This window comes from Streptomyces sp. CA-111067 (assembly GCF_050956065.1).
Lineage (GTDB): Bacteria > Actinomycetota > Actinomycetes > Streptomycetales > Streptomycetaceae > Actinacidiphila.
The window spans coordinates 7412922-7429551 of sequence record NZ_CP192103.1; the positions used below are offsets into that span (position 1 = coordinate 7412922).

The 16630-nt window shown below is 71.9% G+C and carries 18 protein-coding genes; 6 read left to right on the plus strand and 12 right to left on the minus strand.

The genetic code is table 11. The annotated features are described in order from the left end of the window. Positions 1–21: 21 nt before the first annotated feature. The 5 genes from cpt to ACQPW6_RS32855 all read right to left on the minus strand — a co-directional run bounded on the left by cpt (position 22) and on the right by ACQPW6_RS32855 (position 4085). The gene (cpt, locus tag ACQPW6_RS32835; protein WP_433893346.1) at positions 22–570 is read right to left on the minus strand and encodes a chloramphenicol phosphotransferase CPT; all 549 of its coding nucleotides are present in this window, start codon (positions 568–570) and stop codon (positions 22–24) included. A gap of 16 nt (positions 571–586) precedes the next feature. Continuing rightward, positions 587–1567 carry a zinc-binding dehydrogenase gene (locus tag ACQPW6_RS32840; RefSeq protein WP_433893347.1) on the minus strand — a complete coding sequence of 327 codons (981 nt, stop codon included), beginning with the start codon at positions 1565–1567 and terminating at the stop codon, positions 587–589. A 203-nt stretch (positions 1568–1770) separates the two neighbouring features. Further along, positions 1771–2652, minus strand: coding sequence for a GNAT family N-acetyltransferase (locus ACQPW6_RS32845; RefSeq protein WP_433893348.1), 882 nt, complete (start codon positions 2650–2652; stop codon positions 1771–1773). A gap of 176 nt (positions 2653–2828) precedes the next feature. Beyond that, positions 2829–3434, minus strand: coding sequence for a hypothetical protein (locus ACQPW6_RS32850; RefSeq protein WP_433893349.1), 606 nt, complete (start codon positions 3432–3434; stop codon positions 2829–2831). 246 nt (positions 3435–3680) lie between these two features. After that, positions 3681–4085: an ATP-binding protein gene (locus ACQPW6_RS32855; protein WP_433893350.1), complete on the minus strand. Its 405-nt coding sequence runs from the start codon at positions 4083–4085 to the stop codon at positions 3681–3683. Positions 4086–4217: 132 nt separating this feature from the next. Between ACQPW6_RS32855 and ACQPW6_RS32860 the strand changes: the two genes are divergently transcribed. The 4 genes from ACQPW6_RS32860 (at position 4218) to ACQPW6_RS32875 (ending at position 6998) form a co-directional block, all read left to right on the plus strand. Beyond that, on the plus strand, positions 4218–5054 hold the full coding sequence (locus tag ACQPW6_RS32860; RefSeq protein WP_433893351.1) for a helix-turn-helix domain-containing protein: 837 nt from the start codon (positions 4218–4220) through the stop codon (positions 5052–5054). Further along, on the plus strand, positions 5030–5242 hold the full coding sequence (locus tag ACQPW6_RS32865; protein WP_433893352.1) for a DUF397 domain-containing protein: 213 nt from the start codon (positions 5030–5032) through the stop codon (positions 5240–5242). The genes ACQPW6_RS32860 and ACQPW6_RS32865 overlap by 25 nt, the downstream gene beginning before the upstream one ends. 360 nt (positions 5243–5602) lie before the next feature. Continuing rightward, a complete protein-coding gene (locus ACQPW6_RS32870; RefSeq protein ID WP_433893353.1) occupies positions 5603–6043 on the plus strand; it encodes a peptidase inhibitor family I36 protein in 441 nt (146 codons plus the stop codon). Between the two features lie 10 nt (positions 6044–6053). Further along, positions 6054–6998 (plus strand): hypothetical protein, encoded by a 945-nt coding sequence (locus ACQPW6_RS32875; protein WP_433893354.1) that lies wholly within the window; start codon positions 6054–6056, stop codon positions 6996–6998. Positions 6999–7011: 13 nt separating this feature from the next. On the opposite strand, the gene ACQPW6_RS32880 is transcribed toward ACQPW6_RS32875, so the two are convergent. Next, complete coding sequence (locus ACQPW6_RS32880) at positions 7012–7830, minus strand: alpha/beta hydrolase (protein WP_433893355.1); 819 nt, start codon at positions 7828–7830, stop codon at positions 7012–7014. An 83-nt stretch (positions 7831–7913) separates the two neighbouring features. After that, positions 7914–8363 carry a nuclear transport factor 2 family protein gene (locus tag ACQPW6_RS32885; RefSeq protein WP_433893356.1) on the minus strand — a complete coding sequence of 150 codons (450 nt, stop codon included), beginning with the start codon at positions 8361–8363 and terminating at the stop codon, positions 7914–7916. A gap of 130 nt (positions 8364–8493) precedes the next feature. Here ACQPW6_RS32885 and ACQPW6_RS32890 point away from each other — a divergent pair, with 130 nt between their 5' ends. Then, positions 8494–9051, plus strand: a complete 558-nt coding sequence (locus ACQPW6_RS32890; protein WP_433893357.1) for a TetR/AcrR family transcriptional regulator — start codon at positions 8494–8496, stop codon at positions 9049–9051. Positions 9052–9066: 15 nt separating this feature from the next. Here the strand turns inward: ACQPW6_RS32890 and ACQPW6_RS32895 are convergent, their stop codons facing one another. Both ACQPW6_RS32895 and ACQPW6_RS32900 read right to left on the minus strand, forming a co-directional pair. After that, positions 9067–10275: a hypothetical protein gene (locus tag ACQPW6_RS32895; protein WP_433893358.1), complete on the minus strand. Its 1209-nt coding sequence runs from the start codon at positions 10273–10275 to the stop codon at positions 9067–9069. 31 nt (positions 10276–10306) lie between these two features. Then, a complete protein-coding gene (locus tag ACQPW6_RS32900; RefSeq protein ID WP_433893359.1) occupies positions 10307–11167 on the minus strand; it encodes a phosphotransferase in 861 nt (286 codons plus the stop codon). A gap of 284 nt (positions 11168–11451) precedes the next feature. On the opposite strand from ACQPW6_RS32900, the gene ACQPW6_RS32905 reads away from it, so the two are divergent. Then, positions 11452–11715 carry a hypothetical protein gene (locus ACQPW6_RS32905; RefSeq protein WP_433893360.1) on the plus strand — a complete coding sequence of 88 codons (264 nt, stop codon included), beginning with the start codon at positions 11452–11454 and terminating at the stop codon, positions 11713–11715. Here the strand turns inward: ACQPW6_RS32905 and ACQPW6_RS32910 are convergent. The 3 genes from ACQPW6_RS32910 to ACQPW6_RS32920 form a co-directional block, all read right to left on the minus strand. Continuing rightward, the gene (locus ACQPW6_RS32910) at positions 11653–12654 is read right to left on the minus strand and encodes a sigma-70 family RNA polymerase sigma factor (protein WP_433894730.1); all 1002 of its coding nucleotides are present in this window, start codon (positions 12652–12654) and stop codon (positions 11653–11655) included. The two genes, ACQPW6_RS32905 and ACQPW6_RS32910, sit on opposite strands and share 63 nt — an antisense overlap. A gap of 143 nt (positions 12655–12797) precedes the next feature. Then, positions 12798–15059 carry an MMPL family transporter gene (locus tag ACQPW6_RS32915; RefSeq protein ID WP_433894731.1) on the minus strand — a complete coding sequence of 754 codons (2262 nt, stop codon included), beginning with the start codon at positions 15057–15059 and terminating at the stop codon, positions 12798–12800. 250 nt (positions 15060–15309) lie between these two features. Then, positions 15310–16518 carry an acyltransferase family protein gene (locus ACQPW6_RS32920; protein WP_433893361.1) on the minus strand — a complete coding sequence of 403 codons (1209 nt, stop codon included), beginning with the start codon at positions 16516–16518 and terminating at the stop codon, positions 15310–15312. Positions 16519–16630: the final 112 nt, after the last annotated feature.

A 16630-nucleotide genomic window follows, 5' to 3' on the forward strand; every position in this document is an offset into this window, starting at 1 on the left:
TCCCGCCCCGGCCGCCCCCGGTCAGAGCAGCTGCGCCGCGATGGCCTGCGCGCAGGCCAATGACTCCGTCCGCGTCGTGTCGACCTCCAGGTCGTAGAACACCCCCCGGTGCACCAGGTCCGCCTGCTGCGCCGCCATGCCGGCGACCCGGTCACCCCGCGCGACCTCGCGGCCCGCGGCGACAGCCGCCTCGCAGCGGACGCCGACCCACAACACCCGCACATCGTGCAGCGCCTTCACCCATCGCCGCTGCGACTCCGTCCCGCCGAGGAACACCTCGTCCACGATGACCCGGGCCCCCGCGCGGGCCATCGCCGCGATCCCCTCGATCCACGCCGCCTCCAGCGTGCGGAACTCCGGGCCGACGCTCACCCCGCCGTCAGCGGCGAACGCGATGCCCCCGTCCGACGCCCGCATCGCCGCGGGCATCGCGTCGACGAGGGTGTCCGTCCCGAGCGTGAGCCACGGATCTGGCAGGACCGCCTGCAAGCACCGGGCCACCCCGGACTTCCCCGAACTGGAACCCCCGTTCAGGACGATCACCTGGGTCCCCACGATCACCTGGCTCATCAGCGCGCCACACCTCTCAATGCCGGACTCGGACGACCAGTTTGCCGGTGGCGCGGTCGTTTTCCATGGCTTCGTGGGCCTCGGGGACCTGGGCGAGGCCGTCGTAGACGCGGTCTACGGGGAAGGAGAGTTGACCTGCGGCGACCGCGTCGACGATCTCCTGGAACGTTGCCCGCGGCAGATCCGCCGCGTCGCCGAAGTAGCCGGAGAGGCGGACGCCCCGGGGGAGGTACTCGTTCGGGGAGAAGTCCCGGACCGTCCACTGGTTGGAGAGGCTGCCGCCGAAGCAGCACGTGCCGTGCACGCGGACGGTGCGGAGGGTGTCGGGGAGCGTCGGCGTGCCGACGAGGTCCAGGGCCGCGTCGACCCCGTCGGGGTAGAGCTCGCGCACGGCGGGTGCGACCTCGCCGGTGTCGAGGAGGGGGTGGTGGACGCCGTGCTCCTTGAGCGCGTCGAGCCGGTCGGCCCGCCGGGTCGTGGACAGGACGGTGGCCCCGCGCCACGCGGCCAGAGCGGCGGCGGCCAGGCCGACGGAGGACGTGCCGCCGCGGATCAGCAGCGTCTGGCCGGGCTGGAGGTCGAGGCCGACGGTGAGCGAGCCGTTGGCCGTCTGCACCATCTCGGGGAGCGCGCCGAGCACCTCCCAGGGCAGGTCGGTCTCGACGGGGATCACCTGCGACACCGGCACCGACGTGTACTCGGCGTACCCGCCGTCGTACGTGCGACCCATATCGCCCATCATCGCGACGACCTTCTGCCCGCGGACCAGCCCGCTGCCGGCCGGCGCCGCGTCTATCGTCCCGGCGGCCTCGATCCCCGGCACCCGGGGAAAGCTGACGCCCACGCTCACGCCCAGCCGCAGCTTCAGCTCCGAGCGGTTGAGGCCGAACGCCTCGACGCGGATCCGCGCCCACCCGTCCCGCTCGGGCGGCAGCGGGAGCGTGGTCAGCCGCAGGTTGTCGGCCGGACCCGGCGCGAGGAGCTGGACGGCGCGCATGGTGGCCGGTGCCGGTGCCGGTGCCGGTGCTGGTCTCGGTTCCGATGCCGGTCCCGATGATGGTGGCGGTGGCGGTGAGGACGTCATGACCTTGCCTTCTTCCCGAGATACCCGAGGCACCACCTGATGTAGCGCAGAGGTAGCGGAGTCGTCAGGCGTGATCAACCGCCGGCCGCCGCCCCGGCATTCCCCCTCCGGGGCCGTCAGAGGTCGAGTTGGTACTCGAACGTCGTGTGCGTCGGCACGTAGCCGAGCGCGTCGTTGATCTGCCGCATGTACGGGTTGTTGTCGGCGGTGTCCGTGAGCAGGCCGCCGAGTTCGGGGTGCCGTTCGGCCGCCTGCCGGATCGAGGCCGCCTTCATCCAGCGGCCGAGGCCGTGCCCGCGGTGCGCGCTGAGGACGCCGGTGCCGTAGTGCTGGCCGTCGCCCTTGCCGTCGCCGGGGACCACCAACTCGGTGAACCCGGCGATCGAACCGTCCGACTCGTCGATCGCGACGACCGTGTGCAGCAGCTCCCCGCGCTTCTCGACGGCGGCGGCCGCGGCCCGGACGCGTTCCAGGTCCCAGACCACCGTGCCGAAGTCGGTGCCGCCCATCGGCATGTCGTCCATGGCGTGCCGCGACGCGACGAAGGTCACGGCGAGGTCGTCCGGGACCGTGCCCTCCCACGACGCCAACCGGTAACCGGGGTGCGGCCGTTCGCTGAGCGCGGCGACTGCCGTGAGGTCCGCGCCGGCCAGCGGGAGACGGGTGTAGGTCATCGTCAGGACCTTGCGGAAGCCCCGGGCCGGGAGGAATCCGTCGCCGGGAGAGCCGGCCTCGGCCTGGGTGACGACGGAGCGCCGGCCGTCCTGGCGCGCGGCGGCCACGGCCGCCTCCAGGAGCAGGGAGCCCGTGCCGCGACGCCGCTCGGCCGGATGGACGCCCAGGTCGAGTTCGGCGAGGTGGTCCTGCCCGGCCCGGGTGAAGAGGCGCAGGAACGCCGACCCGACCGGGACCCCGTCCGCGTCGGACGCCAGCCACGCCAGGCGGCGGGCCGACGTCCCGCCGTCGGGGTCGATCAGTGCGGTGATGCGAACGGACAAGGACAAGGTGTCTCCGTCGAGGCGAGGGGACGAGGGGGCGGGGGTGCCGGTGGTCGGGCGAAGGTAGCCGCCCCCCTCGTCGGGAGCAACGGATTTACCCCGGCCCCCGGAGACCCCCGCTCAGGCCGCCGGCCCCGGCGTCCCGGTCCCGGTCCGGGTCCGGGTCCGCGTCCGGGTCAGAGCGTGACCGGTGTGCACTTCGTGAGTTCGGTGATGAGCTGGTTCGCCAGGAACCAGCGGGTGGCGTTCGTCCGGCCGTACGGCAGGTGGTCGTCCTGCGCGCGGGGGATGAGGCGGCCGACGCGGTTGGGGATGTAGACGCCGCCGAAGGCGCCCCAGAGCAGCGGTTTGCGGCTGCGGAAGGCGACCGGGTCGCCCAGGTGCGGGCACATGCGGGCCGCGAGCTGCGCGCATCCGGAGCAGACGGGCGGCTTGGACGTGCAGCCCTGGTAAGGGGCCGACGGGTCGGGCAGGTTGGCCATGTGCTCGCCGCGCGCCTCCAGGAACAGCCAGCCCTCGCGCGTGCGGTCGGCCGGCTTGCCGCACACCTGGCAGAGCTTGAGCAGCATGGCGTCCCGCTGGCGGAGCGGGTGCATGTCCGCGAAGCGCGGCTTGCCGGAGCCCGGCGCCCACGTCATCCGGGCCCACAGCACGCCGTGCCGGTCGCGGTCCTCGGGGCGCTCGTCCCGGTAGGCCAGCCCCGGCACCCCCTTGTGGTCGGTCCGTACGTAGAGCTGGCTGATGTCGGTGTGCTCGCCGGTCCACGAGACCGAGAACGGCACCGGCATCTCCCGTGGCCCCCAGGTGACTTGGGACCAGGTGTACACACCGGGCTGACCGGCGGGCTGAACGGCAGGCTGTGCGGCGGATCGTGTTGCAGACATCGTCTTCCTCGATGAGCGGTCGGAGCAGGCTGAGTTGGCATGGGTGGAGTTGGCATGGGTTGAGTTGAGGGGGCGGGCGGTACGCGGCCGTCCCCGATCGCCCGCGCGCGCGTTGTCCGGTGCACCGGCCGCAGGCCGTACGGGTCAGCCGACGAGCGCCCACACGCTCTTGCCGGGCCGGAGGTCGGTCAGAACGCCCCACCGCCCACCGGTGATCGCGTCGACGAGGCCCAGTCCGCGCCCGCCGTCGTCCTCGTCGCCGGCGGCCCGCACGCGCGGGCGGACCTCCGAAGCGTCGTGCACTTCCAGCCGCACGCCGGCGCCGTCGAGTTCGAGACGCGTCTCGATGTCCCAGCCGCAACCGGCCGCGTGCTGGAGGGAGTTGGTCAGCAGCTCGGAGAGGACGAGCTCGGCGGCGTCGGCCAGCTCCGACCGTCCCCACTCGGCAAGAGCGGCCCGCAACTCCTGGCGGGCGAGCGGCACGGACAGCGGGTTCTGCGGCCAACGTCCCGTCAGGGGCGCGGTGCTGGTGGGACGCACAGTCACCATGGGGGGTGGCCTTCCGTTCGCTGTCTGTGCTGGACTGCTCACAGCGTGACGCAAAAGGGGCTAGCCTCGGGAGGGTTGGCTGTTGTCCCTTCTGGGTGGTCAACAGGTGAAATCGGTGGAGGGGTGCAAGCTGTGACGGTGGAACCATCCGGACGGCCATCGGCCAGAAAAGTCTTCGCCGTCGAACTGGCGCGGTTGCGCGAGGCGTCGGGCTGGTCGCTCAGCGATCTCGCCGACAAGACGACGTACGACCGGACGTATCTCTCCAAGCTGGAGCACGGCCACAAGCTCGGCGCGATCGAGGCGATTGCCGCACTCGACGCCGCCTACGGGACCGGCAACCACCTCCAGCAGCTCTGGAGACTGGCCGACGACGAGGTCGTGCCGGACCGCTACAAGCGGTTCATGCGGCTCGAACCCGACGCCACGGTCATGCAGCAGTACAACACCGCTACCGTTCCCGGGCTGCTCCAGACCGAGGACTACGCCCGAGCTCAACTGCGGACTGCCCGTCCCCGTAGCGAAGAGGTGCTGGCCGAAAAACTCGCCGCCCGTATGAGGCGGAAGTCACTTCTGGATCGTGACGATCCGCCACATCTGCGCGCACTGATGGACGAGTCGGTCATCCGCCGTCCCACGGCCGAGCGGGAGATCTGGCGGAACCAACTCGAAGTACTGGTGGACGAGAAGCGGCCGAACGTCGTTCTCCAAATCCTGCCGTTCAGCGCCGGTATTCACGATCTGCTCGAAGGCTGCATGACGCTGCTGTGGCTGCCGGGTGGCCGGTCTGTCGCCTGGGTGGAGAGCAGCGTCGAGGGCGTGCTGATCGAGGACGCGCCACGAGTCGAGCAGCTCAAGCTGTCCTATGATCTGTTGCGGGACTCCGCACTGTCACCCTCCGAGTCCCGGGCATTCATCCGGCACGTGATGGAGGACAGCACCTCATGCACACCCCCGATTCAGCTCTGAGCGCTGCGTGCTGGCGCAAGTCCACGTACAGCAATGCCGACGGGGGCAACTGCATCGAGGTCGCTGACGGCATCCCCGGCGTCGTCCCGGTCCGCGACAGCAAGGACCCGCAGGGCCCGGCCCTGACGTTCACCCCGGGCGCCTGGTCCGCCTTCGTCGCCGACGTGAAGGCGGGCACGCTCGCCTGAGCGCGCCTTCCCGCTTCGTCCCGCCCCCTGGCCCTCTGGGCCCAGGGGGCGTTCTTCGTTTTCGGCGGGATTGCCGCCGCCGCGCGACCCGGCCCGAGCGGTGGCCGAATCGCGCCACCGCGCCCGGGCAGCACCCCGTCGCGACCGGGAAGACGGATTGCGGAATTCGGCGCTCCGAATGGGCTCTGGCCTGTGCTCCGGGACTCGGAAAAGCCCCGAACCCATCCACGAACCTCTGAGTTCACGTATTGATCCAAGCCACATCACTGGCTCAGAAGTGACTGATGAGCGCGCACTCCGGATGGCTAATGTCGTCGCCGGATCAACGTGATCCGTGAAACACCCCGAGGGGGAGACGGCATGAGTGGTGCGCGTAAGCGGTTGATGGGTCTGGCGGCGCTTCCGGTGGCCGTCGTGGCGGTGCTGGCGGCGGCGCCGCAGGCCATGGCGGGGTCGGGCAGTGCCTGTGGGACCGACACCCAGTCGGTGGACCGGTGCCTTCGGTTCTCCTTCAACAGCAACGAACAGGGGTCGCAGACCTATGTCTGGGGGAACATCCCGAACCTGGCGTCCTACAAGTTCATCACCCTCGGCGGCGGCCAGGGCTACTCGTTGAAGAACCACGCCGCGTCGGCGGCCAACTTCAGCAACACCAGTACGACGATCTACTACAACAGCAATTACGGCGGTTCGTGCGACACGCTCACCTACTACGCCATCGCCGAAAAGCTGCACTACACGTACAACAACGACGCGTCGGTGAAGTTCAACTACGGCAAGTCCTCTTGCTACCAGTTCTGAACGCGGCGCGATGAGGCACACCACAGGGTCGGCCGCGCTGGCCGCTCTCGCGGGCGTCGTCGTACTGGCCGGCTGTTCGACGGCGGAGCACTCCGCTGCCGGGCGGCCGGCCGTGTCGGCCCCCTCCGGGACGGCGACGACCGCCGAGCCCCCGGCGGGTGATGACCCCCGGTTCACCGCGAGGCTGCCGATCGCGGAATACTCCTTCACCGATCAGCAGACGTCGGCGATCGATGCCGCCGTGAGCGTCCTCACCGACCGCTGCATGCGGCGGTACGGCATGACGTTCCGCGCGCCCGGGCAACCGCCGCCGCTCGCACGGGAGTCGGCAGATCGCCGCTACGGGTTGTCGAGTGCGTTCGACGCCGCTCACTACGGCTATCACCTGACCCCCGACGAGGAGTCGGCGCAGGCGCCCGCCGACCCGGTGCGCAGCGGCACCGCGCAGTACCTGGTGCTCTTCGGGCGGAAGGACGCGCGGCAGCCCGACGCGACGACGGCCGTGAGCTATCACGGCCGGGCGGTGCCGGTTGGCGGCTGTCGTGGTGAGGCGGCCACCGCGATGGGCGCATACGACGACCCGTCGGCGTCGCAGACCGCCTCCGACATCGCGAGCGGGAGCTATGCCGCCTCGGCGAAGGACCCGGCGGTGCGGAAGGCGACCGGGGCGTGGTCGGCCTGTATGAGGGCGAAGGGCTTCGACTACCCGACGCCGATGGACGCGCTCGGCGACAACGCGTTCCTCAGCGGTGCCGCGCCCTCGGCGCGTGAACTGGCCACCGCGAAGGCGGACATGGCGTGCAAGGACAGCACGGGGCTGCTGGACACGTGGTTCGCGGCGGAGAGCCGGATCCAGCGCGGGATGATCGCGTCCCGGCAGGCGGACCTGACCCGGCTCAAGTCCGCGCACGCGGCGAAGGTGGCGGCGGCCGAGAAGATCGCCCAGGGGACGTGACCGCGTCCAGGCGTCAGCGGGGGACGAGGTCGCGGAGGTCGGCGAAGATGCGGTTCTGTGCGGCTTCGGCGGCGGGGTCGTCGTTCTGGATGAAGCCGTGTTCGAGGCTCGGTTCGCAGCGGTGGCGGACCGGGACGCCGGCCAGGGCGAGGCGGCGGGCGTAGGCGTCGCCCTCGTCGCGGAGGGGGTCGTGCTCGGCGGTGACCACCAGGGCGGAAGGTAGGTCCGCGAAGTCGTCTGCGTGCAGGGGTGAGGCGGCCCGGCGGGCGGCGGGGTCGGGGACGAACGACTCGACGAACACGGCGAGCGTTTCGGCGTCCAGGCCGTGGCCGGTGCCCTTCTCGATGACGGACGGGCCGGCCAGCGTCAGGTCGGTGTTGGGGCAGAACAGCGCCTGGACGGCGGGCAGTCGGGACCCCTCGTCGCGCAGCGCCATGCAGGCCGCGATGGCCAGGAACCCGCCCGCGCTGTCACCGGCGACGGCGGCGGGCCGCGACTGGCGCAGCACGGCGACGGCGTCCTCGACACCGGCGGGGTAGGGGTGTTCGGGGGCGAGCCGGTAGTCGACGGCCAGCACGTCGAGTTCGCAGGTGAGGGCGATCCGGCGGCAGACGCGGTCATGGGTGTCGAGGTCGCCGAGGACGAAGCCGCCGCCGTGCAGGAACACCAGCAGGGGGCGGTCCCCGTCGGCGGGGCGGTAACGGCGCAGCGGCAGGCCGCCGGGCCCCGACACGTCCTCCACGGACCGGAGTTCGGGGCCGCGAACCCGCGTCGCGCGCCGCTCGCGGGAGCCGGCCCGCAGCCGGGTGACAAGATCGTCAGGCGTCGTCATGCCCCCATCCTGACGGACCCGCGCCCCGGCCATGGTGGCGCCGGGCCGGATGTCCGGTTCCGGGCGGCCCCGGGGCTGTGAGGTCAGCCGGCGGCAGCCGTGGCCAGGGCCTCCAGCAGCGCCGGAAGCCGGCCCAGTGCCGTCGCGCCCGCGATCGGGTCGGCGTAGTCGCGGGTGTGCACGATCAGGCCGTCCCGCACGGTCATCACCATCAGGAACGACAGCGTGAACGGCTCCCCGCCGGCGAGCAGCCGCCCGTGCAGGTCGTACTCGACGATCACGACCTCCGGGTCGGCCGTCTCGTGGATCCGCACGCCGGACAGGCGCTCGTACCGGCGCAGCGCGGCGCCGGCCCGGAACCGGGCGCGCAGCGACTCGCGGTCGGTCTCCGTGCGGGCCGGGTAGAGGGCGGCCGGCGCGAACGGCATCTCGATGACGACCTGCGGGGCGTAGCAGTCGGCGAGGTCGCCGGGGTCGGCTCCGGTGGTGGCGCCGAGGAAGCGTTCCGCGATGTCGCGGGCGGTGCTGGGCATGCTGGTGTCCTCCCTGGGGGCGGACAGGCCGTAGGATCGGCGGCAGTGAATCGGAGAGTGCGCCCCGGTTAGACCGTACCGGAGAGTGCGCCCCGGTTGGAAGGACTCCCGGAGAGTGGGGTGGCCGCAGATGCGGGCCGACGCACGGCGCAACCGCGACCTGGTGCTGCGAGCGGCGCAGGACGCCTTCGCCGAGGAGGGGCTGGCGGTGCCGCTCGACCGGATCGCCCGCCGGGCCGGGGTCGGCCCGGGCACCCTCTACCGGCACTTCCCGACCAAGGAGGCGCTCTTCGAGGCCGTCGTCCACGAACGCCTGCGCCAACTCGTCGGCCACGCGCGCGAGTCCGCCGCCGCCGCAGACCCGGGCGCGGCCTTCTTCGACTTCGTCGCCCACCTGGTGCGCGAGGCCGCGCCCAAGCAGGACCTGGTCGACGCGCTCGGCGGCGCCGGGGTCGACGTGCGAACCGCCGTCTCCGCCACCGCCGCCGAACTGCGGGACGAGGTCGGCCGCCTCCTGGCAGCGGCCCAGCGCAGCGGTGCGGTGCGGCCCGACCTGACCGCCGACGACCTGATGACGCTCCTCGCAGGCGTCCTCCACGCGCTCCGCGCCCACCCGGCCGCCCCGATGGACGAGCGCCTGGCGGTGTCCGTACTGTGCGACGGGCTGGCCGCCCGGGCTGTCAGGTGATCGGCAGGACGAGTCCTAGTCCTGCCAGTAGAACAGCAGGGTGCTCACGCCCAGGGGCTTCCGCTCGCCGAAGTAGTACACGCACAGGCCCGTGACGAGGATCTGGTGGACCGGTTCGTCGATCCAGCGGAAACCGGCTGATTCGAGGGCCCGGTGAGCGGCGGGATCGACGTCGTCGTCGCAGTACGCGAAGCGGCCGAGCGTGCTGATGAGCACGCGGTCCCCGTCGTACCGGATGACGTGATAGGTGCCCTCGCCCTGCCGGTTGTCCGCGCCGGCCGAGACCGGGGGCTCCGGATGGAAGCCGGCCTCCCGCAACGCGGTGGTCGCGGCGCGGAGTCGGGCGTCCTTGTCGGGCCGGGCGGGCGGCTCCGCGCAGAGCGCTTCGACCCGCCACCGCGGATCGCTCTGCCACTCGCAGCCGCTCGCGTACTCGTGCAGGATCGCGGCGCGCAACTCCTCGTCCAAGCCCGGTACTTCGACCCGGGGGCGACCCAACGACGCGTATATCGCCCGGGTCTCGGCGGTGTCGTCGGTCAGCCGGTGCAGGGCGTAGGCGGTCCAGAGCTTCGCCTCGGTCGTCGGCGCCGCGTCGAGCCGGGCGCGCAGCCGGACCGGGTCCGTCAGGAGGGACTGGGCCAGGTACGCCACACCGTGATCGGGGTCCGCCAGCGCGTCCGCGACGTCGTCCCCGGCGCGGTGCCTCATCCGGACGCGGAAGGCCCGGTCCTCAGGCCGCGTGTCGCCGAGTTCCGACAGCACCGCCTCAACCCCGTACCGGGTGACCAGCGCGTCAAGCCCCGCCTCGCCGCTCTCCCGCCGATGCGGCCAGGGCGAGGCCGCGAGCGTCGCAAGACCGCCGGCCGCCGAACGGTCGCCGAGCACGCCGCGCGCCTTGATGATCGCCTCGGGCATGCCGTACGACCGGTCTCGCCGCCGGTCCTCGTGCCGGAGCCAGGGCAGGAGCTCGGTCCGGTCCGCGAGCAGGTCGAGCAGCGCGATCCGGACCATGGCCTCGTCCCGCGGGTCGCAGGCGCGGGCGATCAGGGCGGCCACCCGCGATTCCGGGACCCGGCCCGCCAGCGCGACCACGCACGGCCTTCGCCGCCACCACGGGTGCGCCGGATCGGCCACATATGCGGCGAGTTCGTCGCCGCTCAGCTCGCGGAGCGCGGCGGCGTCGACCTCGCCGGCCGACGGCACCAGCGTCTCTATGGTCGGCATCCCGGGATGCTACCGCGCGGCCGCGGACCGGTCAGAAGCTGTACCAGCGCACCGTCGGGTCGTCCGCGCGGAGTGAGGCCACCCGGCGGCGGAACTCCGTGCGGGCGGCCGGGTTGGCCGGGGCGAACTGGGCCACCCAGGCGCAGCTGGCCGTTTCGCGGGCCGCGCGCAGGACCGTGGAGCCGGGCCAGGTGGCGACGTCCCAGCCGTACGCGGTGGTGAAGGCGTCGTAGGCGGCGGGATCGACGCCGTAGCGGTCACGGCTGAGGGTCTGGACGACGAGGTCGTGCTCGCGCAGGTCGGAGGAGAACGTCTCCAGGTCGACCAGGACCGGGCCGTCGGGGCCGATGTGCACGTTGCGGGGGAGCGCGTCGCCGTGGATCGGGCCGCGCTCCAGGTGCGGCACGAGTTGGGCGGAGGCCACCGCGTAGTCGTCCCTGCGGGCCCGCAGGAAGGCGGCGTCGGCCGGGTCGATCGCGTCGCCCGCCAGCCGCAGCCAGCGTTCGACGCCGCCGAGCAGGTCGCGCGCCGGCAGCCCGAAGTCGGGCTCGGGCAGCGCGTGCACCAGGAGGAGCAGCGGGGCCACGTCGGCGGGCTCGGCGGGGCGCAGCGACTCCGGCAGCCGCTGCCAGTACGACACCGGGTGGCCGTCGATCAGGCCGACCTCGGACTCGGCCGAGCGGACGGCGGGCACGTCGTGCTTGGCGAGCCAGTCGGCGGTACGCACCTCGCGCCGCGCGCGGTCGAGCAGGTCGGTGCGGCCGACCTTGATCACCAGCCGGCCGGCCGCGAAGACCGCGTTCTCCCCGAAGGAGAGCAGCTCCGCCGCCGGATACCCGGCCGCCTCCACCACCGCCCGCGCCCGCTCCTGCGTGAACCCCGCGTCCGCCATCCGAGCGCCTTCCTGGTTGCGTTGGTCGCATATGCCGTTGTCATCGCTCGCCCGTATCGGACACCGTCAGTGTCGCACCCGCGCGCCCCCGTTTCGCGCCCGTATTCCCGCGAATGCGCCGCGAATACGTCTGCGCGCGGGCGATGAGTCCGACGGGTGAGAAGGGTCGGTATGGAGGGGGCCTCATGGCGGGGCCCGGATCGAGGTGATCGACAGTGGCGGCGGTCTCCGGCCCGGACGGGCCGGGCGATCCGGCGTGCCCTCGGGCGACGCTGGTGCTCGACGTGAGCGGGCTGGTTCCGGCAGGTGAGCGGGCCGGGGATGAGCAGCGGGAAGCCGGGCGGGTGCCGGAGCCGCTGCCGGAGGCGGACCTGCGGCTGCTGGCCGCCCTCGCCCGGCTGCGGCTGGCCGCGCGCAGGACCGGGCACCAGGTCAGGCTCAGCGGCGCCTGCCCGGCACTTCGCTCGCTGTGTGAACTTGCAGGGCTAGCGGGGGAGTTCGAGTGGGAGACCGAACAGCGGGAAGAGGTGCGCGGTGTCAAGGAATGAGTTCAGCCCGGTGATCCGGCCGTCCCTGATCTCCAGCACCTGGAGCGCCCACGCCTGGTGCTCGCCGTTCGGACCGCTGGGCCGGTACTGGCCGAAACCGGGCGATCCGTTCGCCGACACCGGCAGCAGCCGGGAGCCCCGGCACTCGATGCCGGTGCCGAGCATCCACGCGGTTATGTCCTCGTGCCCGCGCAGCCACAGCTCGTAAGGCGGCATGGACAGCGTCGCGTCCTCGTGCAGCAGGCTGGTCAGCGACTCCAGGTCGTACTGCTCGAAGGCCGCCACGTAGCGGTCGAGCAGCGCCCGCTGGTCCTCGTCCATCGGGGCCGGCGGTGCGGGCTCGGAGGTGCTGACGCCGGCCTCGGACAGCGTGGCCCTGGCCCGTTGCAGCGCGCTGTTGACCGAGGCGACGGTGGTGCCGAGCAGCTCGGCGGTCTCGGCGGCCTTCCAGGCCAGCACCTCGCGCAGGATCAGCACGGCCCGCTGCCGGGGCGGCAGGTACTGGAGCGCGGCGACGAAGGCCAGCCGGATGGTCTCCCGGGAGACCACCACGTCGGCCGGGTCGCCGGCCGACGGCAGTGCCCGCACGTCGGGCACCGGCTCCACCCACACCGACTCGGCGGTGGCGGCGGGCAGCGTGGCGTCCGCGTGCGAGGCGGGGGACAGGTCCATCGGGCGGGCCCGGCGCTTGCCCGCGTTCAGGCTGTCCAGGCACACGTTGGTGGCGATCCGGTAGAGCCAGGACCGCAGGCTCGACCGGCCCTCGAAACGGTCATGGCTGCGCCAGGCGCGCACCAGGGTCTCCTGCACGGCGTCCTCGGCCTCGAAGGCGGAGCCGAGCATCCGATAGCAGTACCCGGTCAGTTCGACCCGGTGCTCCTCAAGGCGACGCTCGATGCCGTCGCCCACCAGTACCGTTCCGGTGCGTTCACTGTCCATTGCGGTCACAAAATCCACCCTACTCGCGGGCACTGACAGTGCCCCCGTCCACGCGTGGACGAGGGCACTGTGTTCACCGTTTCAGCAGGTCAGGCTCTTCGCTGCGGGTTCGCAGCAGGCCCGGACCCGGTTCCGCTTCCGGTTCAGACCCGGTCCGGCACCGGCGCCAGGGGACGCGTCCCGGCCGGCTCGCCGGCCCCCGCCACCGGAGGCTGCGGCAGCGCCGACTCGTCGTGCGTCATGTCGGGCAGCCGGTGCATCCAGCGCGGCAGGTACCAGTTGCGCTCGCCCAGCAGCGTCATCACCGCCGGCAGCAGCACCCCGCGGATCACGGTGGCGTCGATCAGCACCGCGAAGGCCAGGCCGACACCCATCTGCTTCATGCTCTGCATCGACAGCGTCCCGAAGATCGCGAACACCGCGACCATGATGACGGCGGCGCTGGTGACCACACCCGCCGTGGTGGTGATGCCGTGCTCGATCGCGGCCTTCGTGCTCAGCCCGCGCATCTTGGCCTCGCGGATCCGGGAGACCACGAACACGTGGTAGTCCATGCTCAGCCCGAACAGGATCACGAAGAGGAACAGCGGCAGCCAGGCCACCACCGCGCCGGTGCCCGTCGCGCCGACCAGCGAGGCGCCCCAGCCGTGCTGGAAGACGATGGTCAGCACACCGTAGGCCGCGCCCACCGACAGCAGGTTCAGCACCACCGAGGTCAGCGCGATGGTCAGCGACCTGAAGGACAGCAGCATCAGCAGGAAGGCGAAGACGATCACGAAGGCGAACACCGGCGGCACGCTGCTGGTGATCTTGTGGGTGAAGTCCATCGAGCCGGCCGTCTCACCGCTGACCGGCGCCTGGACGCCGTCGATCTTGCCGAGCGTGTCCGGCCGCACCTTGTCCCGCAGCGTGTGGACGTCCGCCTCCGCCTTGTCGTGGTCGGTGCCGCCCGCCAGCGGTACGTCGATCTGGGCGACGTTCTCCTTGGCGTGCACGGTGACCGTCACCGGGCCCTTGCTCGCGCCGGACGAGACCGCCTCGGCGCGGAAGTCCGCGATGGCCTGCTTGACGGCCGGGGAGTTGATCGAGTCGGCCTTGACCACGACGTGCGCCGGGTCCGGGCCGCCGGGGAACGCGGTGTTGATGTCGTCGTAGGTCTGGATGATCGGCAGGCTGCCGCCCAGCTCCTGGTCGAGCGAGAGGTTCGCGGTGTGCATGGTGAACGCGGGCACCGCGATGGCCGCCAGCAGCCCGCCGGCGATCACGGTGGCCGCCTTGGGGTTGCGCAGCACCGGCCGCAGCACGGTCTTCCAGAACCGGCTGCCGCTGTTCACCGGGCGCTTGCCGCGGCGGCCCGCCGCCTTGCCCAGGAACGGGATCCGGCCCTTCTCGACCTTCTCGCCGAGCAGCGACAGCAGCGCGGGCAGCACCGTGACCGAGCCGAACATCGCGATGGCCACCACGATCATCGTGGCCACGCCCATCGCCTTGAAGTCGCCGATGCCGGTGAAGAGCATGCCCGCCATGGCCACGATCACGGTGACACCGGAGATCAGGATCGCCCGGCCGGAGGTGGCTGCGGCGATCCGCAGCGCCGTCCCCGCGTCATGCCCGGCGGCCCGCTCCTCGCGCTCCCGGCGCAGGTAGAACAGGCAGTAGTCGACGCCGACCGCGAGGCCGACCAGCAGCATCACCGAGTTGGCGGTGTCACTCATCGGCACGATGTGGCTGACCAGCGCCACCACCCCGGTCGCCGCCAGGAACGCGGTCATCGCGAGCGCCACCGGCAGCAGCGCCGCCACCAGTGCGCCGAACGCGATCAGCAGGATGCCGAGCGCCACCGGCAGCGCCGAGAACTCGGCGGTGGCGAAGTCCGAGCCGAAGGCGTCGTTCTCCGCCTTGTCCGCGCTGGCGTCACCGAACTCGGCGATCTTCAGGGCGGGATGCCTGGCCTGGGCGTGGTCCACCGCGTCGAGCACCGGCTTGACCCGGTCGCCCGCGGTGTCCTCGTCACCGAGCATGTCGAACCTGACCAGCGCGCTGCGATGGTCGGCCGAGATCGCCTTGGTGTCGTAAGGGGAGGTCACCGCGGTCACCTTGCCGGTGGCCTTCACGGTGTTGATCACATCGGTGACGGCGGCCCTGAAGGCCGGGTCGGTGGTTCCGCCGCCGCCCGCCTTGGCCTGGATCAGCACCATCTCGTTGGCCGCGCCCTTGAGGCCGTTGTCGTCGATGATGCTCGCGGCCTGGCTGACCTCGCCGGACATCGACTTGTCCTCGTTGACGTCCACCCGGCCCGCCGACTGGCCGATGAAGATGGCGAGCAGGACGAAGAGCAGCCACCCGCCCACCGCGGCCCAGCGGTGGCGTGCGCTCCAACCCCCCATCGCCGCCGCGATACCCATCTTGCTGCCGTGTGCGCCTGCGCGACTCACGGTGTCCCCCTTTGCCCGAGGCCGGTGAAGAATCGTCATGGGAAGGAGGCGGTGAAACCGTCGCTCGTTCCATTGACGAATCTATGAGCCGCAGGGGCCATGACCCATCCGGCCTGCTGGTGAGATCCCGGCGGGCCATCTCCCCCTTGAGGGGTGGGGACAACCCCACCATGGCGCGCAGTTGTCCCCTACACGCAAAGCTTCCGGAGGGCCGGGGCCGTCAGCCGGTGCCCTTCCAGGTCGCCGAGCCCAGCGAACGCCTCACCGCGATCGCCAACGGGCGTTCGGCGTACCGCTGGAGCACGTACGACAGGGCCACCAGGAGGACGGTGACCACGGCGACCAGCGCCCACGGTGTGATCCGGCCGCTGAGGAAGTGGGTCATCGAGATGCCGACGCAGTCGTGCGTCAGGTAGAGCGGGAAGGTCAGCGCGCCCGCCGTACGCAGCCAGCGCCAGCGCACCCGCGCCGTCCAGCCCAGCGCGACCGCGGCCACCAGCGCGTAGAAGACGCTGATCGTCAGCAGCAGCCAGCCGCGGCCGGGCGACCACTGGCTCCAGTCGATCCGGCCGTCGCTCGGCGCCAGCAGGTACTGGGCGGCCACCAGCCAGGACATGGCGACGATCCCCCACAGCAGCGGGGTCGGCCGGAACCGGTACATCAGGTGGAAGGCCATCCCGGCGATGAAGTAGGGCGCGTAGACCGGGTTGACCAGCATCGTCACCAGCGGGTTGTCGGCGGTCGGCGCCAGGACGGCGGCCAGCGTCCACAGCCCGCAGAAGACCACCACCCGGCGGTAGGTCACCCCGCGCCAGACCACGACCGCGAACATCAGGTAGAAGCACAGCTCCGGCCAGAGCGTCCAGTAGACGGAGTCGAGGTTGTCCACGCCCATCGGAGTCTGGAGCATGGTCAGGTTCGCGATCACCGTACGCAGCTCGGGGCGGCCGAACGGGGTGCGGAACGCCGTCAGGAAGGCCGCGGTGAGCAGCAGGGCGACCCAGTACATCGGGAACAGCCGGGACACCCGGGACACGAAGAACTGCCGCGGGCTGCGGCCCCAGCCGCTCAGCGCGATCACGAACCCGCTGATCAGGAAGAACAGCTCGACGCCCAGCCGCCCGAAGGCGAAGTACTCGTGCGCGGCCGGAAAGACCTCCTGGTAGGGCTGCCCCCAGATCCAGTGGAAGGTGCCGGGGGTCTGCCCGACGAAGTGGAACAGGACGACGGACAGGGCGGCGGCGAACCGCATCCCGTCCAGCGCCGCCAGCCGTTCACCGGAGGGGGCGCTCGTTCGTACGGAGGCGGCGGCCGGGGCCGGGGTCGTCTCGGGTCTGGGCGCGGTGCGGGTTGGTGGCAGGGCACGTTGCGGCCGGACGGTCTGGCCCGTCCGGCCGTCCTTCGTGTCGACCTGGTCGATCGCGCCCATCCTGCCCGGCCTTCCTCACTCGCGGACCGTGCCCCCGCACACCTGACCCGGAGTGCCCTGCCCGGCGCCGCCGACCCCATGCAAATCGGTCCGGGAAGCGCGGAAGGTGCGG